Source organism: Pigmentiphaga soli, assembly GCF_039541095.1.
GTDB lineage: Bacteria > Pseudomonadota > Gammaproteobacteria > Burkholderiales > Burkholderiaceae_B > Pigmentiphaga > Pigmentiphaga soli.
In genome coordinates this window covers 97,745-123,192 of sequence record NZ_BAABFO010000003.1, presented here as the reverse complement: position 1 = coordinate 123,192, position 25,448 = coordinate 97,745, and the positions used below count along the sequence as shown (strand labels likewise).

General features: G+C 69.8%; 6 protein-coding genes. 5 read left to right on the top strand and 1 reads right to left on the bottom strand.

Going from position 1 to position 25,448, the window contains the following annotated elements:
- Positions 1-182 precede the first annotated feature (182 nt).
- From ABD927_RS04240 to ABD927_RS04220, 5 genes are read left to right on the top strand one after another with little or no spacing between them, the layout of a single operon-like run.
- Positions 183-17,951 (top strand): VCBS domain-containing protein, encoded by a 17,769-nt coding sequence (locus ABD927_RS04240; RefSeq protein WP_345246657.1) that lies wholly within the window; start codon positions 183-185, stop codon positions 17,949-17,951.
- A 56-nt stretch (positions 17,952-18,007) separates the two neighbouring features.
- A complete protein-coding gene (locus tag ABD927_RS04235; RefSeq protein ID WP_345246655.1) occupies positions 18,008-19,897 on the top strand; it encodes a TolC family protein in 1,890 nt (629 codons plus the stop codon).
- 40 nt (positions 19,898-19,937) lie between these two features.
- Positions 19,938-20,852, top strand: a complete 915-nt coding sequence (locus tag ABD927_RS04230; RefSeq protein ID WP_345246653.1) for an efflux RND transporter periplasmic adaptor subunit — start codon at positions 19,938-19,940, stop codon at positions 20,850-20,852.
- Positions 20,853-20,865: 13 nt separating this feature from the next.
- Entirely contained in the window at positions 20,866-22,221 is a 1,356-nt protein-coding gene (locus ABD927_RS04225) for an efflux RND transporter periplasmic adaptor subunit (protein ID WP_345246651.1), read from the top strand.
- Positions 22,215-24,392, top strand: coding sequence for a site-2 protease family protein (locus tag ABD927_RS04220; RefSeq protein ID WP_345246649.1), 2,178 nt, complete (start codon positions 22,215-22,217; stop codon positions 24,390-24,392). Before ABD927_RS04225 ends, ABD927_RS04220 begins: the two co-directional genes overlap by 7 nt.
- A 58-nt stretch (positions 24,393-24,450) precedes the next feature.
- On the opposite strand, the gene ABD927_RS04215 is transcribed toward ABD927_RS04220, so the two are convergent.
- On the bottom strand, positions 24,451-25,431 hold the full coding sequence (locus ABD927_RS04215) for an Rpn family recombination-promoting nuclease/putative transposase (protein WP_345246647.1): 981 nt from the start codon (positions 25,429-25,431) through the stop codon (positions 24,451-24,453).
- Positions 25,432-25,448: the final 17 nt, after the last annotated feature.

Genomic DNA, 25,448 nt, shown 5'->3' with positions numbered 1-25,448 from the left:
AACATAAACAATCACAAATGTTCGTTCCAGCAAAGCATTCGTGCGTTCCGGCAAACATGGGGCGCCCCCCGGGACAGTGACAATGCCAGCGCCGACAAGGCTTTGCGCGAGCGCCGCCGTATCGAGGTGGGCGCCTACGCCGCAGGTTCTGGAACCCGATTCGAATACCCGGAGATATCCGCATGCAATTCTCGGCCCGCTCCCGCCGCCCCCGCAGCCATCGCTATGCGCTGGAATCGCGCCAGTTGTTCGACGGCGCCGCGCTGGTCGAGGCGGCCGCCGCCGCCCCGGCGCACTGGGAACCGCCGGCCGAGGTTCACCAGGCCGATGCGCCGGCGCCTGCCGATGCGCCCGCCGCGCACGGCGACGCGCCAGCCGATGCCGGCCGCGCCGCGCCGGCCGCGCACGATGCCGAGCGCCATGCCGAAGGCGCTGCGCCGGCGGCCGACACCGGCCGGCACGAAGTCTATGCCATCGACGAGCATGTGGCCGACTGGCAGTCGATCGTCGCGTCGCTGCCGCCCGGCGCCGAAATCGTCCTGCTCGATGGCCAATCGTCCGGGCTGGCGCAACTGGCCGGCGCGCTGGCCGGCAGGCACGATATCGACGCGCTGCACATCATCAGCCACGGTTCGGCCGGCGAGATCACGCTGGGCAACGCCAAGATCGATGGCGACAACGTGGCTTCGTTCGCCGCGCAATGGGCCGCGATCGGAGCCAGCCTGGGCGGCGACGGCGACATCATGCTGTATGGCTGCGACGTCGCGCGCGACGGCACCGCCTTCCTGCAGCAGATCGCCGACCTGACCGGCGCCGACGTGGCGGCCTCCAGCGACCCGGTAGGCGCGGCCGCTCTGGGCGGCGACTGGGTGATGGAATCGTCGGTGGGCCGCATCGAGACGGCGGCGTGGGCCGATGCCGATTACGCCGCGCTGCTGGCGGCGCCGGCGGTCGGGGCGGCGCGCGACGAAGTGCGCGTGATCGAGCCCAGCACGCTCAATGCACCGGGCGCCGAAACCTATGCCTTCGATGGCTTCTGGACGGTGGCGGGCGATGGCGAGGTGACCGTGACCGCGCAATTGTCCGACCCGGCAGTAGGCGCCTTGGCCGCCACCGTGGGCGGCGGTACCGAAACCGGCGGCGTGTGGACCTTCACCGGCACCGCCGCCGAGGCGCGCGATTGGCTCAACGGGTTGACCTTCACCGCCGCCGACGTCGAACTGGGTATCTCGGCGGCCTCCACCACGCTCGGCGTGCACATCGAGAACAGCGGCGATCCGGCGCTGGCCGCCGACCGCAGCGTGACGCTGACCGTCACGCCCTCGAACGACCCGGCCACGCTGGCCGATACGGAACTGCACGCCGACGAGGTGTCGGCCGGCACCGACAACCCGACCACCGTGACGGCAGACGTGCTGGCCATCGTCGATCCCGAAGTCGCCGCCGGTACGCAGATCCCGAGTCAGATCGTCTACCGCCTGATCGACGGGTCGGGCGACGATCTCGCCTACGGCTACCTCACGCTGCGGGGCCAGCGCATCGGCGTGGGCTCGATCTTCACCCAGCAGGACGTGATCGACGGCCTGCTGGTGTACCACCATACCGCCACCGGCGCCGACCAGGACAGCGATGACGCGTTCAGCGTGTCGGTCAACGACGGTGCCACCCCGCAGGCCAACTCCGACACCGCGCGCATCGCCATCAAGATCACGCCGGTGAACCAGGCGCCGAACGTCGAGGGCGGCGGGCCGGTCTACGAAGGCCAGCCGGCCAATGCAAGGGACCGCAGCGGGACTCTGCAATCGGTGGTCGGCAACCTGATCGAGGCAGACGGCGGCGGCGACGATGCCGACGCCGACCTGACCGTCGAGATCACCGCCTTGCCGACCCATGGCACGCTGTACTTCGACGGCGTGGCCATCACCGCGGCGGGTTTCACGTTCAACTACAGCGAACGCGGCCGGCTGACCTACAGCAACGACGGCCTGGACAACCCGGCCACCGGCACGCCGCCGTCGGACAGCTTCGGCGTTACCGTGACCGACAACGGCGGCGGGCTCGACCCGATCCTCGACGCCAAGAGCGCCAGCACCGTCATCGCGCTGACCATCCGCCCGGTGGACGACAACCCGGAATGGGTCGACGGCTCGTCGCTTTCGGCCACGGTGGGCGGCGACCTGAAGGTTACGCTGGACACCTCCATGGTGGACGTGACCGACATCGATTCGACCGACGTCAACCTGACTTTCGTCGTCACCGCGCAGGACGCGGCCCGCGGCATGCTGATGTACGTAGGCGCCGACGGCACCGAGACGCTGGGCGTGGGCGCCACTTTCACGCTGGCCGACGTCAAGGCCGGCCGCGTACAGTTCTGGCAGACCGCCGCCGCGGGCGCCGGCGAAACCGCGGCCTTCGACTTCCAGGTGGTCGACAACGCGGTCGGCCTGCGCTGGCGCGCCGACGGCAGCTCGTACGAACAGGTCGGCGGCATCTACGAGAGCGGCGCCGAGGGCGCCGCCCTGCGCACCTTCACCTTCACCGTGAACCTGCTGGAAAGCGCCCAGGGCGCCGACCTGGACGGCACCACGCCGCGCGACACCTCGTCGCAGACCGCCGACGACAACAAGAACGTCAGCGGCGGCGACGGCAACGGCGGCGGCAGCCTGGGCGGCACGCCGGTGGACGAGGGCGGCGGCACGCCGCCCAGCTACCCGGCCGACCCGACCGACCCCGGCGACCCGCCCACCGTGCTGTACGAAGGCGGCACGCTGGTGATCGGCAACGGCAAGGAAGGCCAGCCCGCCGGCCTGAGCTATTCGATGCCGGGGGTCGACCCGTCGCAGGTGGTCTACACCATCCTGGCCGAGGGCACGGAGGAGCACGGCTGGCACGGCAACCTGCAGAAGCTGGTCGGGGCTACCTGGGTCACCCTGTACAACTACGACACCTTCACCCAGGCCGACCTGGACAACGGCCGGGTCCGCTTCGTGCACGACGGCGGCGAACAGTTCCAGTCCACCGTCCGGCTGCAGGCCTCGGCCGGCGTGATGGTCGACGATGGCGCGGGCGGCGTCCAGCCCGACCGCTGGAACGTCGACCTGACCTTCGTGGCGAAACCGGTGAACGACCGGCCGGTGGTGAGCGGTTCCACCACCGTCATCACGGAAGCCGACGATCAGGCCACCGACGAGGCCAATGCCGTCGCCATCACCTCGGGCATGCTGGGCTTTGCCGACCCCGACGACGGCAACAGCGGCAACTATCTGGAGAACGCCGGCGCCACGCTGCCCGACGGCACGCCCAACTACGCGGTCGACAACGGCGCCGCGGGCGGCGATCCGCTGCGCTTCGTGATCGTCGACCTGCCCGACCACGGCAAGCTGCAGTACTGGAACGGCAGTGCCTGGGTCGACGTCCAGGCCGCGACGCGCGATCCGGACAGCGGCACCCTGGATCTCCACGACGCCACGGTGCTCGATGCGTCGTGGATCACCGGCGATGCCGGCACCACGCGCCTGCGCTACGTCAACGACGGCAGCGAATACCGCAGCGACGCCTTCCAGGTGGTGGCGATGGACCGCTGGTTCGGCGACGGCACGACCGATCCGGCCACGACCTCGTCGGCGCCGGCCACCGTCGGCTTCACGATCACCAACCGCAACGATCCGCCGCGCATCGCCGCCGATCCGAACCAGACCGATCCGACCGGCGCCTTTCCGTACGAGACCGATGCGGGCGGCAACCCGATCGACCCGGATGCGCCGCCGGCTATCGACGACACGGGCCTCAACGATGCGCTGCGGCTGGTGTACGAAGGCTCCTACGGCCGCATCGACGCCACCATGCTGCAGGCCATCGATCCGGACAGTTCCGACCGCCAGGTGCAGTACCGCATCACGGCCGCGCCCGAGCACGGCCGCATCGCCTATTCGGTGGACGGCCACACCTTCCTGACCATCGGCGTCGGCTCGTCGTTCTCGCAGGCCGACGTGGCCGCCGGCCGCATCTACTACCTGAGCGACGGCAGCGACCCGACCGGCGCCCCGTATCCGGGCACACCCTCCGACGACCATTTCGAGTTCACGCTGGCCGACGGCGCCTCCGAACAGACCGGCCGCGAGTTCTGGATCTACGTCAACCCCACCAACGACGCGCCGGTGGTCAGCGCGCCCTCGGGCCCGATCCCGGTCACCGACGACCTGCTCGACGTCAAGGACGGCAGCGGCAAGGCGTTCTCCGTCAGCGACCCGGACCTGACGACGTTGGAGCCGGACGAGCGCGACTTCATCCAGGTGACGGTGCGGCTGTTGAAGGACGACGGCAGCGCCTTCGACCAGGCCGACTACGCGGCCATGGGCGGCGTCGACATCCTGGTCGGCAGCGATTACACGTTGTTGATTGACGGCCACACAGAGGACGGCGAAGACACAGAGGACGGCCACGACGGGAACAACGACTTCCTGGTGCTGCGCGGCACCCGCGAGGCCGTCAACAATGCGTTGGCCACCCTGCAGATCGCCTTCCACGGCGACCGCGATCAGATCTACCAGGTCCAGGTGATCGCCGACGACCGGATGCGCGATCCCGACGGCAGCCTGACCGTGATGGGCACCGATCCGGACACCGGCGACACCCTGTACGGCGGCAACGGCGGCGGCGTCTACAACCAGCCGTCCACGCTGTACACCGGCGAGAAGACGCTGGTGCAGGGCGACGAGTTCGATTGGTATTCGGACGCGGTGCCCACCAGCGGCGATATCCGCGGCAATATCTCGGCCGCCAGCGTGACCATCTGGGCTTCCACCGAGAACGATCCGGTCACGCTCGGCAACGAGGCCGGCGCCGCCACGGTCGAGGACCAAGCCACCTTCATCGGCGACCAGCTCAATTTCAGCATCGGCGACACCGAATCGCAGGTGTTCGGCACCTCGGTCACGGTCACGCTGTCGGTGGCGAGCGGCGAACTGGACGTCGGCTCGGCGGCGGGCGTGGGCGTGGTGCGCGGCACCGGCACTCTCACATTGACCGGCACCGCGGCCGACATCCAGGATCTGCTCAACTCCTCGCTCACCTATCGCGGCGCGGCCGACGTCAACCATGACCTGAACGGTGCCGCCGACGGCGACGTGACGCTGACCGTCACCGTCAGCGACGCCAGCGGCTCCAACCTGGGCGACGGCCAGACGCCGACCTCGGTGAGCCACGACATCGCGCTGACGATCCAGGCGGTCAACGATGCGCCCACGGTCACGGCTGGCAGCGGTTCGCTGCCGCTCACAGGCGAAACGCCGGTGCCGGGCTTCTCGGTGCACGACCGCGATGTGGATGGCAGCGACGGCGATGGCGAGGCCGAGGGCGAGCACGATTTCATCCAGGTCACCGTGCGCCTGACGCAGGCGAACGGGAGCCCATTGACGACGGCCGGCAGCAACGACTACGCCGGCATCCGCATCGTCAGCCAGGCCGATCCCACCGACTACGCAGGGTTGATCGTCGACGGCACCTATACCGGCGTCGATTCCGCCCTGGTCATCCGCGGCAGCGTCGAGCAGGTCAATGCCTTCCTGGCCAAGCTGGCCGTCGATTTCTCGGGTTCGTCGCTGGCCAACAGCGATACGCACTACCGCGTCCAGGTGATCGCCGACGACCGCATGCGCGACCCGGCGACCGGCGCGCTGGCGGGCACCGACGCCAACGGCGGCCCGAACGCTGACGGCAGCGGCACCGGCACGGTGAACGTGCCCGGCGCGGCCGTCGATCCGTATGGCGCCCTGCCCAGCCTGCCCGACAACGTCGCCTCGGCCTACCGCGACATCTTCCCGACCGACGTCAACGATCCGGCGCGAATCGACGCCGACGTCCCGGTCTTCACCGAAGGATCGGCCACGGTCGCGCTATCGGGCCTCGCGGTCAGCGACTCCGACGCGCTGCCGGGCGACATCCTGACGGCGACCGTCACGCTGCCCCAGGGCTTCACGATCGCTTCGGTGAGCGGCACCGTGGCGCAGCGCGGCACGCTTACCGGGGTCGGCAGCGGCGAGCTGGTCATCAGCGGCACGCTGGACCAGATCAATTACGCGCTCAACCACCTCAGCGTCGGCCTGCCGAATATCGACGGCACGCCGGCCGCCACCGACTGGAACGGCCAGTTCGACGTGACCGTGCGCGTCGACGACGGCGGCAACAACGGCGGCCGGCCCGGCACCGTAAGCGGTGGCGATCCGGCCTCCGACCCGGGCTCGGTGGACTACGCCGATCCGGGCGCCGACCAGCCCGGCGTGCCCGACGAGGCGCTGGTCACCACGCGCACCTTCACCGTGACCGTGAGCGAGGTCAACGACGCGCCGGTGGTGGTGGGCAATACGGAGGTCTTCGACAACGAATCCGGCCCCAAGGTAGTGCTGGAAGATTCGACGCCCGCCGGCCAGACCGTGGGCGATCTGTTCGGCTCGCACTTCAGCGACCCGAACGACGACATCGAGGGCAAGGGCCTGGAGGGCGGCGGCGCCGTGCCCGGCTCGGAACCGGGTTCATCGTCGACGCCGAACGGACTGGCGGGTGTGGCGATCATCGGCCTGACCACCGACAGCGACCAGGGCGTGTGGCAATACAACCTCGACCCGGGCAACCCCGCCGGCTGGACCGAGGTGGGCGACCGCAGCGCCGCCGACGCGCTGTACCTGGGCGCGGGCGCCGCGCTGCGATTCGTGCCGAACGGCGATTTCCACGGCACGCCGCAGGCCATGACGGTGGTGCTGGTGGAGGACGGCGGATCGGGCCTGCCGGCATCGGGCACCGGCGGCCTGGACCTGAGTTCCGGCAACCGGGGGGCCACGACCCGCTACAGCAGCGGCACGATCACGCTGTCCACCACGGTGGACAACCTCAACGACAGCCCGGTCATCGGCAACGAGACCATGCCGGCGGTCGACGAAGACGACACCGATTCCTCCGGGCATACGGTCGGCAGCCTGTTCCCCTCGTACAGCGACGACACCGACGACCAGACCGACGTCGACGGCGGCGGCGACGCCTCCACGCCGCTGGGCGGCATCGCCATCGTCGGCAACACCTCCGACCCGCTGCAAGGCGTGTGGCAGTATTCGCACGACGACGGCGGCTCGTGGACCGACATCCCGTCCGGCGCAGGCTCCCCGGACGGCGCCAACGCGATCGTGCTGGGGCTGACCGACCTGCTGCGCTTCGTGCCCGCCGCCAACTTCAACGGCGCGCCCGACGGCGGCCTGGTGGTGCGGGCCTCCGACACGGCCGTCACGTTCTCCGCCGGCACCGACATCACCGGCCAGTTGGTCGCGGACGCGGACGGCGAGAGCCACTGGTCCGGCGCGCAGACGCTCGGCACCACGGTGATCCCGCTCAACGACGCTCCGGTCCTGGGCGGCGATCCCACCGATCCGACCGTGACCGAGAACACCGGCCTGGGCACCGGCGTGCCGGACACCCAGCTGGCCGACAACGTTACGCTGCAGGACGTCGACATCGGCACCACCGGCGGCGTGGCCGTGTTCGGCGCGGGCACCATCACCGTCAGGCTGACCGACTGGTTCGCCGGCGACGTGCTGAACGTGAGCGGCCTCCCGACAGGCGTCTTCGCCACCTACGAGGGCGACACGCTGACCATCCAGCTGGCCGAAGACACGACGCTGGCCGACGTGCAGAACCTGATCGAGGCGGTCCGCTATTCGAGCACCAGCGACAACCCGACCAACTACGGCGCGCATGCCACGCGCAGCTACCAGATCCAGGTCTTCGACGGCAATAATGCCCAAAGCACGGGCGATGCCGGCGGCCCGACCGGACTGGCGTCCGCGACGATCGACGGGACGTTGACGATCATCGCCCGCAACGATCCGCCGCAGGCCCATGCCGACACCAACGACATCGACGAGGACACCGCCTCCGTTTCCGGCCAGGTCGTGGACGGCGACGGCAAGGGCGGCGTCGCGGACACCGATCCCGACTCGCTGGACCTCACCGTCACCGGCGCGCACGTCGGCGACGGCGCGGCGCCCGACACGCCGGTCACCGCCGGCAGCGTGACGCTGGTCGGCCTGTACGGCACGCTGGTGCTGCAGGACGACGGCAGCTACGTCTACACGCTGGACAACGACAACGCCGACGTCAATGCGCTGAAGGACGGCGATCACCTGGACGACGTGTTCAGCTACACCATCACCGACGGCGACGCCGACGACGGCGATGGCAACACTTCGTCGGCCACGCTGACGATCACCATTCACGGCAACACCGACGGCAACCCGGTCATCGTGCCGGACGACGGCAACAGCGGCGCCGGCCAGGCGACGGTGGAAGAGCACGGCCTGGTGGACGCGAGCGGCGCCGACGTGACCAGCGGCACGGTCACGATCACGGCCGGCGACGGCCTGACGTCGATCACGGTAGGCGGCACGACGCTGGACAGGGCGGCCCTGGCGGGCCTGAGCGTAGCCCACCCGGTCGACATCGACACCGGCAAGGGCATCCTGCACCTGACCGGCTTCACCGATGTGCTAGAGGTGGGCGGCGTGCCGGTATCGGGCACGCTGGCCTACACCTACGAGTTGAAGCAAGCCCAGAACCAGCCCAACGCGACGTCCACGCTGGATAACATTCTCCTGGCCATCGACGACGAGGGAAGCGGCCACGGCACCGGCACGCTGAGCATCCAGATCGTCGACGACACGCCCACGGCGCATGGCGACGGAGCCGAGGTCAACGAAGACGATCCCGGCCATACCACCGCCAGCGGAAATGTGGTGGACGGCGGCGCCAACGCCGACGTGGCCGACGATTTCGGCGCCGACGGTGCGGCAACGGATCCCGTCACGGGCATCAGGAACTCGGGCGGCACGAGCGGCACGCTGGGCTCGTCGCTGGCCGGCCTGTACGGCGGCCTGGTGATGAACGCCGACGGCACCTACACCTACACGCTGGAAAACGACAACGCTGCCGTCAACGCGCTGAAGACGGGCGAATCGCGGACGGATACCTTCACCTACGAGATTTCCGACGCCGACGGCGACAAGACTACCGCCACGCTGACGATCACGATCCACGGCCACACCGACGGCGGTCCGTCGTTCGCGGTGGAGGATGTCAACACCGGCAGCGTCGACGGCGACAACGACGTGCTGGAAAGCGACCTGGTCGACGATCCGGACGGCGCCAAGGCCTCGGGCACGATCGACGTCGATACGCCCGACGGCCTGGCGTCGATTACGGTGGGCGGTACCGAGGTTACGCTGGCGCAACTCCTGGCCCTCACGTCCAGCGCCACGCGCGACATCGATACCGGCGAGGGCATCCTGAAACTGACCGGCTTTACGCCGGGCAGCCAGGTAGGTGGCGTGCCGGTCACCGGCACCCTGTCCTATACCTATGTGCTCAAGGCGGCCCGGTCCCAGCCGGGCGCCGTCGACAGCTTCGACGACATCTCGATCCAGGTGAAGGATGCCGGCAACGTGTCGAGCGCCGCCGGCACGCTGAGCATCCGCATCGTCGACGATACGCCCACGGCCAACGACGACGCCGTGTCGATCGGCGAGGAAACGGCCCAGATCACCGGCAACGTGATCGCCGGCGGCAAGCCCGGCGAAGCCGCCGACCGCGTGGGCGCGGACACCGGGACGGTAACGTCGATCGCGTTCGACGCCAGCGCGCCGGGCGTCGGCACGCGCTTCGAGACGGCCTATGGCCACCTGACGCTGAACGCCGACGGCAGCTACACCTATGAGCTGGACAGCGACAACGCCGACGTCAACAAGCTGAAGGACGGCGACACGCTGACGGAAGTATTCGGCTACACGCTCACCGACGGTGACGGCGACACCGACTCCGCCACGCTGACCATCACGATCCAGGGCCATACCGACGGCGCTCCGACTATCGATCCGGTGGACGGAAACGCCGGTGCCGATGGCCATGCGACGGTGGAAGAGCATGGCCTGGTGGACGCCAGCGGCGCCGACGTGACCAGCGGCACGGTCGCGATCGCGGCCGGCGACGGCCTGGCGTCGATCACGGTGGGCGGCACGACGCTGGACACGGCGGCTCTGGCGGCCCTGAGCGCAGCCAACCCGGTCGATATCGACACCGGCAAAGGCATTCTGCACCTGACCGGCTTCACCGGCGTGGTGAGCGTAGGCGAGGTGCCGGTATCCGGCACGCTGACCTACACCTACCAACTGAAGGCGGCGCTGGACCAGGAAGGCGAGACGGCGACGCCGGACGATATCGCGCTCTCGATCGAGGACGTGGACGGCATCCAGGGTTCCGGCACGCTGCGCATCAATATCGTCGACGACACGCCGACGGCCCATGCCGACGGCGCCGAAGTGACCGAGGACGACGACGACCATGGCAGCGTCAGCGGCAACGTGGTGGACGGCGGCGCCAACGACGACGCGGCCGACGACTTCGGCGCCGACGGCAAGGGCTCGGGCCCGGTCACGGCGATCGAGAACGGCTCCGGCGCGGCGGGTACCCTGGGCGCGGCGCTGGCCGGCCAGTACGGCGCGCTCGTCATGAACGCCGACGGTACCTATACCTACACACTGGACAACGGCAATCCGGACGTCAACGCGCTGAAGACGGGCGATTCGCTGACGGATACCTTCACCTACACGATTACAGACGGTGACGGCGACACCGTCAGCACGACGCTGACTATCACCATAGCGGGCCACACGGACGGCAATCCCGACATTACGCCGGATGACGGCAACGGCAGCGGCGTGGCCGGGCACATCGACGTGTACGAGAAGGGCCTGGCCGATGCGGACGGCAGCAATGTGGCGACCGGCACGATGGATATCGAGGCAGCCGACGGCCTGACCTCGGTCACCGTCGACGGCCGCACGGTGACGCTGGCCGAGCTGCAGGGCCTCGGCACCACCGAAATAGTCATCGAAACCGCCAACTACAAGATCACGCTGACTGGGTTCGACAGCGACGTGAACGGCGGCGGCATCGTGGTCGGCGGGACGCTGCACTACAGCTACGAATTGAAGACGGCACCGGCGGTGGCAGGCACCGACACCACGGCCGACATCGCGGTGTCGGTGACGGACGCGGGCGATGCGACGGCCAACGGCACGCTGACGGTGCGGATCATTGACGACGCGCCGACGGCACGTGCCGACGAAGCGGACGTGACCGAAGACGGCACGCCGGCCATGGGCAACGTGCTGGGCGGCATGGCGGCCGGCGACGGTGACGTGGCTGATCGCGTGGGTGCCGATGGTTCGGCGGTAACAGGCGTGGCGGCGGGCGATTCGTCGGGCGTGGCCGTCAACGGCAATGTCGACGGCGACGTCGCGGGCGGCTACGGCACGCTGGTGCTGGGCGCTGATGGTGACTACATCTATACGCTCGATGAAGGCAATGCCGACGTCAACGCGCTGAAGACGGGCGAATCGCTGACGGATACCTTCAGCTACACCATCACGGATGCCGACGGCGACACCTCGACCACGACGCTGACGATCACAATCCACGGCCATACCGATGGCGCGCCGGCGATCACGCCGGTGGACGGCAACGGCAGCGGCGTGGCCGGCCACGTCGACGTGTACGAGAAGGGCCTGGCCGATGCGGACGGCAGCAATGTGGCGACCGGCACGTTGGATATCGAGGCAGCCGACGGCCTGACCTCGGTCACCGTCGATGGCCGGACGGTGACGTTGGCCGAGTTGGCGAATCTCGGTACGACCCAGGTCGTGATCGATACCGCCAACTACAAGATCACGCTGACTGGGTTCGACAGCGACGTGAACGGCGGCGGCATCGTGGTCGGCGGGACGCTGCACTACAGCTACGAACTGAAGACGGCGCCGGCAGTAGCAGGCGCGGACACCACGGCCGACATCGCGGTGTCGGTGACGGACGCGGGCGATGCAACGTCCATCGGTACGTTGACGGTGCGGATCATTGACGACGCGCCGACGGCACGGGCCGACGAAGCGGACGTGACCGAAGACGGCACGCCGGCCATGGGCAACGTGCTGGGCGGCATGGCGGCCGGCGACGGCGACGTGGCTGATCGCGTGGGTGCCGATGGTTCGGCGGTAACAGGCGTGGCGGCGGGCGATTCGTCGGGCGTGGCGGTCAACGGCAATGTCGACGGCGACGTCGCGGGCGGCTACGGTACGCTGGTACTGGGTGCCGACGGCAATTACACCTACACGCTGGACGAAGGCAATGCCGACGTCAACGCGCTGAAGACGGGCGAATCGCTGACGGATACCTTCAGCTACACCATCACGGATGCCGACGGCGATACATCGACGACGACGCTGACGATCACGATCCACGGCAACACCGACGGCAATCCAGCCATCGTGCCGGTGGACGGCAATGGCAGTGGCGTGGCGGGCCACGTCGACGTGTACGAGAAGGGCCTGGCCGATGCCGACGGCAGCAACGTGGCGACCGGCACGATGGACATCGAGGCAGCCGACGGCCTGACCTCGGTCACCGTCGATGGCCGCACGATGACGCTGACCGAGCTGCAGGGCCTCGGCACCACCGAAGTCGTGATCGATACCGCCAACTACAAGATCACGCTGACCGGCTTCGACAGCGACGTGAACGGCGGCGGCATCGTGGTCGGCGGGACGCTGCACTACAGCTACGAATTGAAGACGGCACCGGCAGTAGCAGGTGTCGACACCACGGCCGACATCGCGGTGTCGGTGACGGACGCCGGCGATGCGACGACCAACGGCACGCTGACGGTGCGGATCATTGACGACGCGCCGACGGCACGTGCCGACGAAGCGGACGTGACCGAGGACGGCACGCCGGTCATGGGCAATGTGCTGGGCGGCATGGCGGCCGGCGATGGCGACGTGGCAGACAGGCTGGGTGCCGACGGCGACGCATCGGATGCCGTGACGGGCGTGGCGGCGGGCGATTCGTCGGGCGTGACAGTCAACGGCGATGTCGGCAACGATGTCGTGGGCAGCTACGGTACGCTGGTGCTGGGTGCCGACGGCAACTACACCTACACGCTCGACGAAGGCAACGCCGACGTCAACGCGCTGAAGACGGGCGAATCGCTGAAGGACACCTTCAGCTACACGATTACCGATGCCGACGGCGACATCTCGACCACGACGCTGACGATCACGATCCACGGCAACACCGACGGCAATCCGGCCATCGTGCCGGTGGACGGCAATGGCGCCTCCGCCACGGGCGAGGCCGAAGTCTACGAGCACGGCCTGACCGACGCGTCGGGCACGCAGACGACGACCGGCGACGTGACGATCCAGGCGGCCGACGGCCTGACCGAGGTCGTGGTGGCCGGCCAAACCCTGTCGCTGGCGGATCTGGCGGCCCTGAGCGAAGCCGCGCCGAGGACGATCACGACCTCCGCCGGCACGCTGGCGCTGATCGGCTTCGAGGCCACGGCCAACGTGGGCGGCGTGCCGACGGCCGGCACGCTGCACTATCGCTACACGCTGTCGGATGCCCAGACGCATGCCTCGCCGGGCGCGGACGAAAACACCGACATCTTCGCGCTGGAGGTGCATGACGCCGGCGGCGGCAGCAACACCGGCACGCTGACGGTGCGCATCGTCGACGACGTGCCGACCGCGGCTGCCGACACGGCCGACGTCAACGAAGACAGCATCCCGGCGACAGGCAACGTGCTGGGCGACACGGGCGCAGGCGCCGGCGACCACGCCGACCGCCTGGGCGCGGATGGCGCGGCCGCCGGGGGGGCCGTGACCGGCGTGGCCGCGGGCGATTCGGGCGGCATCGATGTGGCCGGCTCCGTGGGGAGCAACGTGGCCGGCAACTACGGCACGCTGGTGCTGGACGCCAACGGTGGCTACGCCTACACGGTGGCCAACACCAATCCGGCGGTCAACGCGCTGAAGGACGGCGACACGTTGACAGAGGTCTTCACCTACACGATCACCGACGCCGACGGCGATACCTCGACCACGACGCTGACGGTCACCATCCATGGCCACACCGATGGCAATCCGGCCGTCGTGCCGGTGGACGGCAACGGGGCGTCCGCCACGGGCGAAGCCGAAGTCTACGAGCACGGCCTGACCGACGCGTCGGCCGCGCAGACGACGACCGGCGACGTGACGATCCAGGCGGCCGACGGCCTGGACGGTGTCGTGATCAACGGCCAGTCCGTCTCGCTGGCCGTGCTGCAAGGGCTCAGCGAATCGTCGACGGTAACGATCACGACGGCGATGGGCGCGATGGCGCTGACCGGCTTCGAGGCCACGGCCACCGTGGGCGGGGTGCCGACGGCCGGCGTGCTGCATTACCGCTACACCATCACCGATCCGCAAACGCACGGCTCCGCAGGCGAAGACGAAGTCACCGACGTGTTCGCGCTGGAGGTGCATGACGCCGGCGGCGACAGCAGCACCGGCACGCTGACGGTGCGCATCGTCGACGACGTGCCGACCGCGGTGGCCGACACGGCCGACGTGGACGAAGACAGCACGCCCGCCACCGGCAACGTGCTGGGCGACACGGACGCAGGCGCCGGCGACCACGCCGACCGTCTGGGCGCCGACGGTGCGGCCGCAGGCGGCGCGGTGACCGGCGTGCAGTTCGGCGCGGCGCCGGACGACGTTTCCGGCAGCATCGGCACCGGCGTGGCGGGCAGCTACGGCACGCTGGTGCTGAATGCCGACGGCGGCTACACCTATACGGTGAACGACGCCAACCCGCTGGTCAACGCGCTGAAGACTGGCGATACGCTGACGGAAGTGTTCAGCTACACGATCACCGACCACGACGGCGATACCTCGACCACCACGCTGACGATCACCATCCACGGCAACACCGACGGCAATCCAGCAATCGTGCCGGTGGACGGCAACGGCGCGTCCGCCACGGGCGAGGCCGAGGTTTATGAACATGGCCTGACCGACGCGTCGGAGACGCAGACGACGACCGGCGACGTGACGATCCAGGCGGCCGACGGCCTGACCGAAGTCGTGGTGGCAGGCCAGACCCTGTCGCTGGCGGATCTGGCGGCCCTGAGCGAAGCCGCGCCGAGGACGATCACGACCTCCGCCGGCACGCTGGCGCTGATCGGCTTCGAGGCCACGGCCAACGTGGGCGGCGCGCCGACGGCCGGCACGCTGCACTATCGCTACACGCTGTCGGATGCCCAGACGCACGCCTCGCCGGGCGCGGACGAAAACACCGACACCTTCGCGCTGGAGGTGCATGACGCCGGCGGCGGCAGCAACACCGGCACGCTGACGGTGCGCATCGTCGACGACGTGCCGACCGCGGCTGCCGACACGGCCGACGTCAACGAAGACAGCATCCCGGCGACAGGCAACGTGCTGGGCGACACGGGCGCAGGCGCCGGCGACCACGCCGACCGCCTGGGCGCCGACGGCGCGGCCGCGGGCGGTGCGGTGACCGGCGTGCAATTCGGCGCGGCGCCGGGCGACGTCTCCGGCGGCGTCGGCACCAGCCTGGCCGGCGGCTACGGCACGCTGGTGCTGAATGCCAACGGCGGCTACGCCTACACGGTGAACGACGCCAACCCGGCCGTCAACGCGCTGAAGGACGGCGACACGCTGACGGAAGTCTTCACCTACACGATCACCGACCACGACGGCGACACCTCGACCACCACGCTGACGATCACGATCCACGGCCACACCGACGGCCCGCCGGCCATCGTGCCGGTCGACGGCAACGCCGGCGCCACCGGCCACGCCGACGTGAACGAGCACGGCCTGACCGATCCCGGCGACCCGAGCGAGGAAACCGGCGGCACCATCGACGTCATCTCGCCCGACGGCCTGCAATCCATCGACGTCAACGGCATCCCCGTCACGCTGGCCCAGCTGCTGGACCTGGACGGCACGCCGCAAACCATCGTCACCCCCAAGGGCACCCTGGTGCTCGACGGCTTCGACGTGACCAGCGACGTGGGCGGCATACCGACCGCCGGCACGCTGCACTACCACTACACCCTGGACGCCCCGCAGAACCAGCCCGATGCCGACGAGAGCACCGACGACATCGCGCTGACCGTGACCGACCAGGGCGGCGGCGCCAGCACCGGCACGCTGACGATCCGCATCGTCGACGACACCCCGGACGCCCGCGACGATGAAGGCCACGTCAACGAAGACGCCACCGGCATCGACGGCAACGTCATCGCCGCCGGCGGACCGTCCGACGTCGCCGACGTGCCCGGCGCCGACGGTGCGGCCGTGTCCGGCGTCACCTTCGGCGGCGCGCCGCAAACGGTAGGGGGCGCAGGCTTCGACACCGCCCACGGCCACCTGGCGCTCAACGCCGACGGCAGCTACCACTACGAGCTGAACAACGACGACCCGGCGGTCAATGCACTGAAGGACGGCGACACGCTGACGGAGCAGTTCGTCTACACGCTCACCGATGGCGATGGCGATACCGACACCGCCACGCTGACCATCACGATCCACGGCCGCACCGATGGCAATCCGTCCATCGTGCCGATCGACGGCGCAGGCGCCGTGCTGGGCGACGCCGACGTCGACGAGCATGCGCTGACCGATCCGGCCGATCCGGGCGAATCGACCACGGGCCGCATCGACATCGAGGCCGCCGACGGCCTGCAGTCCATCACCGTGGGCGGCACCTCGATCTCGCTGGCCCAACTGTCCGCCCTCGACCCCGGCCACCCGATCGTGATCGATACCCCGGACGGCACCCTCACGCTGACCGGCTTCACCCCCGGCCCGCTGGTAGGCGGCATCCCGACCGGCGGCGTGCTCGACTATCGCTACACGCTCGACGGCCCGGTCGACCAGCCCGGCGCCGACGCCACGATGGACAGCATCGCGCTGTCGGTAACCGACCAGAGCGGCGCCACCATCGACGGCGCGCTGACGATCCGCATCGTCGACGATGCTCCGGTCGCGCGCCCCGACACCACCCAGGTCGACGCCAACCCGCCCGGCGGCACCGTGAGCGGCAACGTGGTGGCGGGCGACGCCGGCGGCGGCGCGGCCGACACGATCGGCGCCGACGGCCCGGCGGCGCCGGTGACCGGCATCGCCTCCGGCCCGCGCGCCGGCACCGTCGGCCAGCAACTGGCCGGCGAGTACGGCACGATCGTGATGAACGCCGACGGCAGCTATACCTACGTCGTCGACAACCGCAATCCGGCGGTGGCGGCGCTGGGCGGGGAGCAGACGCTGGCCGAGGTCTTCACCTATACGATCACCGACGCCGATGGCGATACCGCCACCGCCACGCTGACCATCACGATCCACGGCGAGACCCCGCCGCCGAAGTTCGGCGACCAGATCTTCCCGCAGGCCTACGTTCCGGAAACCCGCGGCATCGGCCAGTCGTACACCCCGGCCCTGTTCGTCCACTACGCCGCGGTGGAATCCGCCAATGAGGTGCTGGCCATCAACGGCCGCATCCTCGGCGACGGCCGCATCCGCGACGGCGAAGAGATCGAAGGCTCGACGTTGCAGATCCTGCAGGACATGACCAACGTCCAGCACGTCAGTGCCGACGGGGTGTCGTTCTCGCGCGCGCTGCTGCTCGAAACCGAGAACCTGAACCGCGTGGCCGATACGGGCATGCTGGTCGGCGACTCGCTGTTCAACGATTTCTCGCCGTTCGGCGAGTTCGAGAGCAGGGCGCCCGTCGACGAGATCCGGACCGCCCGCACGGACGGCGCCCGGACCGCACAGGCCGACGCCGGCAAGGCCGAGGCGGCGGGCGGACACGGCGACGCCGCGCCCATCGTGGTCTCCGCGCCGCTTCCCGTGTCCGGCGAGCCGCACGCCGCCCCGCCCGAGGGCGCCCACTCGCTGTCGGCGCGGCTGGCCGCGCTGGCCCGCGAGCGGGTCCCTGCCTACCGCGCGCCGGCGTCGGCGCCGCGGCCGGCCGCCATCGTCCGGGTGAGCCCGAGTCCGCGCAGCTGAAATCGACCATGGCCATCCCGAAAGCCCACCTTCCTCCCGAGACAATGAATCCGACCATGACGTCCGCACGCCCCCGATTCAAGTCCGTCCCCGCCTGGGGCGCCATCCCGCTGGCCGCGTTCGCGCTTGCCGGCTGCACGATCACGCCGACCCCGATCTCGCAGGAACAGATCGCGGCCCGCGCCCAGAAGGACCAGGCCGAGATGTACAAGGACCAGGTCCCGCTGGCCGCGCCGTTGACGTTCTCGACCGCGCTGGCGCGCGCGCTCAAGTACAACCTCGACTATCGCCTCAAGATGATGGAGAGCGCGCTGTCGCACGGCCTGCTCGAAGTCTCCGAACTCGACATGCTGCCCAAGCTGGTGGCCGAGGCCGGCTACACGGCTCGCACCAACGATTCGGGCGGCACCAGCATCGGCATCGAGGACCGGGTGATCAGCCTGCGCCCGTCGACCTCGGAAGAGCGCGAGCATTTCTACGGCCGGGCCACGCTGTCGTGGAACGCGCTGGATTTCGGGCTGAGCTACTACCGCGCCAAGCAGGCCGCCGACGACTACAACATCGCCGAAGAGCGCCGCCGCAAGATCCTGCAGAACATCGTGCAGGACGTGCGCAGCGCCTATTGGCGTGCCCTGGGCGCCCAGCAGCTGCTGGGCGAGGCCAACAAGCTGGCCGACCGCATCCAGGACGCGCTGCAGAAATCGCGCGAGGCCGAGCGCGCCGGCGTGCTGCCGCCCGCCCAGAGCCTGGCCTACCAGCGCGCGCTGCTCGACGCGGCCACGCTGATCAACGTCAAGCGCCAGGAGATGCAGTTCGCCAAGCGCGAACTGGCGGCGCTGATGAGCCTGCCGCCCGGCACCGATTTCACGCTGGTCGAGGAATCCGAGAACCCGCTGGTCCCGGTGCCGGCCGACATGGACAAGCTGGAGCTGCAGGCGCTGGAGAAGCGGCCCGAGCTGCGCGAGGAAGACTACAAGGCGCGCCAGGACCAGCTCGAGGCCAAGAAGCAGATCGCGGCGCTGTTCCCGAGCCTGAACCTCTACGTGGGCCCGCGCTACGACACCAACGACTATCTGTACAACAACAATTGGGCGGAAAGCGGCGTCAGCCTGTCGATGAACCTGCTGCGCCTGGCCGGCCTGCCCACGCTCAGGAAGACCAACGAGGCCCGCCTGAAGGCCGACGATGCGCGCCGCCAGGCCCTGTCGATGGCCGTCATCACCCAGGTGCGGGTGGCCGTGGAGCGCTACAAGCTGGCGATGGTCGACCATGACCTGGCCGCCGAGTCGACCCGCGTCGACCAGCGCCTGGCCAGCATCTCGCGCGTGGGCAGCAACAACAAGCTGGACAGCGAGCTGGAGGCGCTGCGCACCGAGTCGCGCGCCGTGGTGTCGCGCTTCCAGCTCGCCACCGCCTATGCCGCCGCGCAGGCCGCCTATGGCCGCATCCTGAACTCGGTCGGCATCGACCTGCTGCCCGATACCGTGACCGGTACCGACATCCCGACGCTGGCCAAGGCGATCGACACCAGTCTGGCCAGCGGCGAGGCCCTGGCCTTCACGCAGCAGGCCGTGGCGCAGGCCGAGCTGCGCCCGATCCGCGTGCAGGTGGCCGGCGTGCCGGCCGGCGCCACCGCCGCCGGCGTGAAGGTGGCGGTCGAGCGCGTGGTCGAGCGCAACGACCTGAAGCTGGGGCAGGGCGCCACCGGCCTGCTGCTGTCCATGGTCTACCAGCCGCTGGAAGCCCGCGCCACGCGCCGCGCCCAGTGGAACCTGACGCTGGAAGACGCCGGCGGGCGCCGGCTGCTGACCCAGAGCTATACCAGCTTCCTGCCCAACGAGACGACCGAGCGGACGATGGAGGCCTTCGCCGAAGCCGCCGCGCTGTCGGTCATGTCCGAGGTCCACCGCCTGGCGCAGCAGCCGGCCGCGGTCGCCCGGAAGTAATTGCGTCGCGTGAAAAGCGCGTTTTCTTGAGAGTATCGCCTTGAGTTTCCATCTGTTGTCCGCATGTCTGGCCGGCTTGTGCCTCGCGCTGCCGCCGGCCTTTACGGCGTCCGGCGGCGCGGCGCTGGCGCAGTCCGCCCCGCTGGGCCCGGCGCCCGCGCCGCGCGGCCCGGCGCCGGCCGCGGCGCCCGCTGCCCGGTCCTCCGCTGCGCCGGTCCCGGTTCCGGCCCCGGTCCCGGTCCCGGTCCCGGTTCCGGCCCCGGTTCCGGCCCCGGTTCCAGCTCCGGCGCCATCGACGCCGGTCCGTTTCCTCGTCGTCGCCAACCAGGAGAGCAATCTCTCGGCCGCCAGTCCGGGCCGCATCGCCCGCCTGCCGGTGGGCCTGGGCGATGCCGTCCGCGCCGGACAGGTCGTGGCCGCCCTCGATTGCGACGAGGTGAAGGCGCGCCGCGCCGCGGCCGTGGCCGAACATACGGCGGCCCGCCTGCAATACGAGGCCAAGGCCAAGCTGCAAGGCCTGGATTCGGCCGCCGAGATCGAGGTGGAGCTGGCCGCCGCCAACGTCAACAAGACGGAAAGCGAAATCCAGATCTTCGACGCGCAGTTGCAGCAGTGCACCTTCGTCTCGCCGTTCAACGGCCGCGTGGCGCGCGTCTATGTCAAGATCGGGCAGGGCGTGAACCCCGGCGCGCAGGTCATCGACCTGGTCAGCACCGGCACGCCCAAGGCGCGGCTGAACGTGCCGTCGAACTGGCTGTCGTGGCTGAAGATCGGCGACACGCTGAACGCGACGGTCGACGAAACCGGCGGCAAGTACGCACTGAAGGTCTCGCGCATCGCCGGCCGCGTCGACGCGGTCAGCCAGACGGTCGAGATCGAGGCGGCTTTCGAAGGGCAGCCGAAGCAGGTGCTGCCCGGCATGAGCGGCCAGGTCCAGCCGCCGGCCCGGCAGTGAGCATCGTCCGCCCGTGGTAAACCAAGCCTTCCAGCGGCTCGCCGCCCGCGTCCATGCCGCCCGGACGCCCGCCGAGCTGTCCTTCATCTTCTGCAACGAAACCCGCGCGCTGGCCGAATACCGGCAGGCCGCGCTGGTCGCCTACGGCGAGCGGCGCCGCACCCGGCTGGCCGCCCATTCGGGGCTGGCGGACGTCGACGCCAATTCCCCCTATGCGCTGTGGCTGGCCGATGTGGTCCGCCACGTGCGGCCACGCCTGGACGAGGGCGAGTCGCCGGTCAAGGTGATGGCGCTGGCGCCGGCCATGCTGCCCGCCGAGCTGGCGGCGTCATGGACCGACTGGCTGCCTGCGCACGTATGGCTGCTGTCGCTGGCCGGGCCCGACGGCGTGTCGCGCGCGGCGCTGCTGCTGGCGCGCGACACGCCGTGGCCGACCCAGCTCGAACCCGCCACGCCCGAATACCAGCTGCTCGGCGCGGCCGACCTGTACGGCTACGCCTGGTGGAGCCTGACCGAGCGCCGGCCGCGCTGGTCGCGCGTGCTGCCGGCCGTCTCTGGCGCGCGCCTGCTGCGCTGGGGACTGCCGCTGCTGGCGCTGGCCATGCTGATCCCGGTGCGCGACTATGCGCTGGTACAGGCCGAGATCGTCTCCAACCGCAGCCAGGTGATCGCCTCGCCGCGCGACGGCGTGATCCGCCGCATGGTGGTGCCGCCCAATACGCCGGTCGAGGCCGGCCAGGTGATCGCCGAGCTGGACGACACCACGCTGTACAACCAGCTGGTGGTGGCCAAGGCGGCGCTGTCGACCGCCCAGGTGGAACTGCACCAGGCCTCGCAGCGCGCGATCGAGAGCCAGACCGCCAAGGCCGACCTCGGCCTGGCCGAAGGCAAGCTGCGCGAACGGCAGGTCGACGTCGAGGCGCTGGGGCGCGAGATCGAGCAGCTGTCGATCCGCGCGCCGGCGCGCGGCGTGTTCGTCTATTCCGATCCGGACGACTGGGCCGGCCGCCCGGTGCAGACCGGCCAGCGCGTAGGCCTGCTGGCCGATCCGCAGGCGCTGGGGCTGCATGCCTGGGCGCCGGTCGGCGAAGCGGTCAACCTCAAGCCGGGCGCGCCTATGACCCTGTTCCTGCGCGTGGCGCCACTGCATCCGGCCTTGGCCCGGCTCGACTACGCTGGCTACGAGGCGGTCGAATCGCCCGGCGGCGTCGCCAGCTATCTGCTGCGCGGCACGATCACAGGCGGCGATCCGGCCTACCTGCGCATCGGCCTGCGCGGCACGGCCCGCATCGTGGGCGACTGGACGGTGCTGGGATACCTGTTGCTGCGGCGTCCGATGGCCGCCTTGCGGGAGTGGTTCGGATGGTAGCCTCGCCTGCTGCGATCGCCGAGCTGACCGCGGCCGCCGGCGCAGCGCCGCCCGCGTCGCCGCCGGCCGGCCTGGAACTGCTGCCCGGCGGCGCGCGCCAGGCGCCGTGGCCGCGCCTGCGCGAGGAACTGCAGATCCACCCGGCCGGCGTCAATGTGGACGGTTCCCCGGTCTGGCACCTGAGCGACCCGGTGCGCAACCTGTTCTACCGCATCGGCTGGCTCGAATTCGAAATCCTGACCCGCTGGGAGATGGGCGATCCGGCGCGGATCGCCGCCGCCGTCGCCGAAGACACCACGCTGCAGCCGATCGACGAAGACGTGCTGCAGTTCGCGGCCTTCCTGCGCCACAACCAGCTGGTGCAGGAAACGCGCCCCAAGCCGCCGGTCAGGTTCGCGCACTGGCTGCTGCACAACTACCTGTCGATCCGCATCCCGCTGGTGCGGCCCGCCAAGGTGCTGCAGCGCGCGCTGCCGTGGCTGCAATGGCTGTTCAGCGGCTGGTTCTTCGGCCTGACCGCCGCCGCGGCATCGATCGGCCTCGTGCTGTCGGCGCGGCAGTGGGACGCCGTGATGGCCAATCTGCACGGGGCGCTGAGCTGGGACGGCATCGTCGGCTACCTGGGCGCATTGATTTTTTCCAAGCTGCTGCACGAGTGCGGCCACGCGCTGGTGGCCACGCGCAACGGCGTGCGCGTCGGCCACATGGGGGTGGCGCTGCTGGTGCTGTGGCCGATGGCCTATACCGACACTGGCGAAAGTTGGAAGCTGGAACGCTCGCGGCGGCGGCTGGCCATCGCGTCGGCCGGCATCCTGACCGAACTGATGCTGGCGGCGTGGTCCACCTTCTTCTGGGTGTTCGCGCCCGAGGGCAATTTCAAGAACGCGCTGTTCTTCCTGGCCACCACCGCATGGGTATTGACGCTGACGGTCAACGCCAGCCCGTTCATGCGCTTCGACGGCTACTTCATCCTGGCCGACGCGCTCGATTTCCCGGGCCTGCACGAGCGGGCGGGGCATTGGGGCAAGCGTTTCATGCGCAAGCGCCTGATGGGCATCGAGGATCCGGTCGCCGAGGTGCTGCCGCGCCATTACCAGCGCTTCCTGACGGCGTTCGCGATCGCCACCTGGATCTACCGGCTGATCCTGTTCTTCGGCATCGCGCTGGTGGTCTATCACAAATTCTTCAAGGCGCTAGGGCTGTTCCTGTTCATGGTCGAGATCTCGGTGTTCATCGTGCGCCCCGTCCGCAGCGAAATGCGCGTGTGGTGGGCGCGCCGCGCCGAGATCCGGCGGGGCCACCTGGCCGGCTGGCTGCTGATCCTGGTGGGCGGCGCGGCCGTGCTGGCGGTGCCGTGGTCCACCCGCATCGTCGCACCCGGCGTGCTGCGCGCCGGCGTGGAGCAGCCCGTGTATTCGCCGTACGCGGCGCGGCTCGACAAGGTCGACATCCGCAATGGCGCGGCGGTCGGCGACGAGCAGGTCCTGCTGGAGCTCGACGCGCCGCGGCAGGCCGAGGAGCGCGACAAGGCCAGCGCGCTGGCGCAGGCCTATGCCCGCTCGGCGCGCGGCGCGGTCGGCATCGACGACAGCGGCGCCGCGCGGCAGATGCTGGCCGACCAGTACGCGGGCCGCTACGAGGCCGAGCGCCGCGCGCGCGAGGCCGAACTGCTGCGGCTCAAGCTCGCCGCGCTGCACGGCGGCACGGTGCGCGACGTCGATCCCACGCTGCAGCCCGGCAGCTGGGTCTCGGCCACCACCCGCATCGCGATGCTGGTGGGCGGCGACCATTGGCGGGTCGAGGCCCTGGTGCGCGAGCGCGACCGCCAGCGCCTGGCCAAGGGCGAGCCCGCGCGCGTCTACGTGCGGGGCCGCTACGACGCGCCGCTGGCCGGCTGCATCGTCGACATCGACGACAGCGCCGCCACGCGGCTGCCCCACCTGTTGCTGGCCCAGCCGAACGGCGGCCCCATCCCGCTCAACCCCACCGTGCCCAAAGACCAGCTCAAGCCGGCCGACACCTGGTACCGCGTCATCGTCGAAGGCCGCAGCGACCGGCCGGTGGAACAGGTGGAAGCGGTCAGCGTGCACTTCCAGGGAGAGAGGTCGAGCATCGGCGGCAAGTGGCTCGACTCGGCGCTGTCGGTGTTGATCCAGCAATCGGGCACGTGACGGCCGGAGAGCTCGCCCTCAGTATCCTGGGCGCCAAGAAAGCGGCCGTCGCTGGCACTCAAACGTCGAAAACGTCCTGCAGGCTTGCCGCGCCGAGCAGGCGGATCGACCAGGCTTCCAGCAAGGCCGGGTCCGCGGCCGCCAGGCGTTCCCGCGCAGCATCGGGCAAGGGGCCGAAGCGCGCCGTGAGCAGCCGCTCGAACAAGGCCTGGGCGCCTTCCAACCGGCCTTCCAACCGGCCTTCCAACCGGCCTTCCCGACGCCCTTCTTCCAGGCCCTGCCGTTTCCACTGTTCGGTCCAGTCGATGACGCGTTCCGCGAGCATGGTTCGAATCTCCTGAATATCTTCAAGCTTGTTGATCGTAGCACCGGGCAGCCGCGCCGGCAGCAGCACTTCGCGCAGCCACAGCGTGAAGGCGCGGCGCACTTCCGTCATCGCCGGCGCCGCCGCGATACGGTTCAGATCCCCCAGTGCGTCGACCAGTTCGGCAGGATCGCGACTGCGCTCCAGGCGGAAGAAGGTGGCCGCCAGATTGTCCCCAGGCAGCGGCCCCTCGCCAAGCGCAGTCTGATCGAGCAGAAGATAGCGCAATTCGGGCCGGTAGCGCGCCAGTCCGCCGTGCACGATATCGATGAGCCCGCTCATCTGGCGCGGGGCGGTCCAGCGGCCGGCGCCGTTATAGAGCACCAGCGGCAGCACCGGCGGCAGGGCATCGTCCTCGCCTGGCCGCTGGCGCAGCAGGTCCTGGTACAGCAACGACAGGTAAACCATCAGGCGCAGGGCCATGTAGCGGTCGCTGCGAGACTGGAATTCCAGCAGCAGGTAGACGTACACCCATCGCACGCGGCTGCGCACCCGCCAGACCATGTCGCTCTCGCGTCGTTGGCGATCGTTGGTCACAAAGGAGGAGGGCACGCGTTCGAGCGTGGACAGGTCCAGCGTGCCGACCCATTCTTCGCGCACGAAGCCGCGCAGCAGCGCGGCCATCACCGGCGATTGGGAAAACAGCAGCTTGTAGGTGGCGTCGTGGTCCGGCATGGCGAGCAATGCAGTGA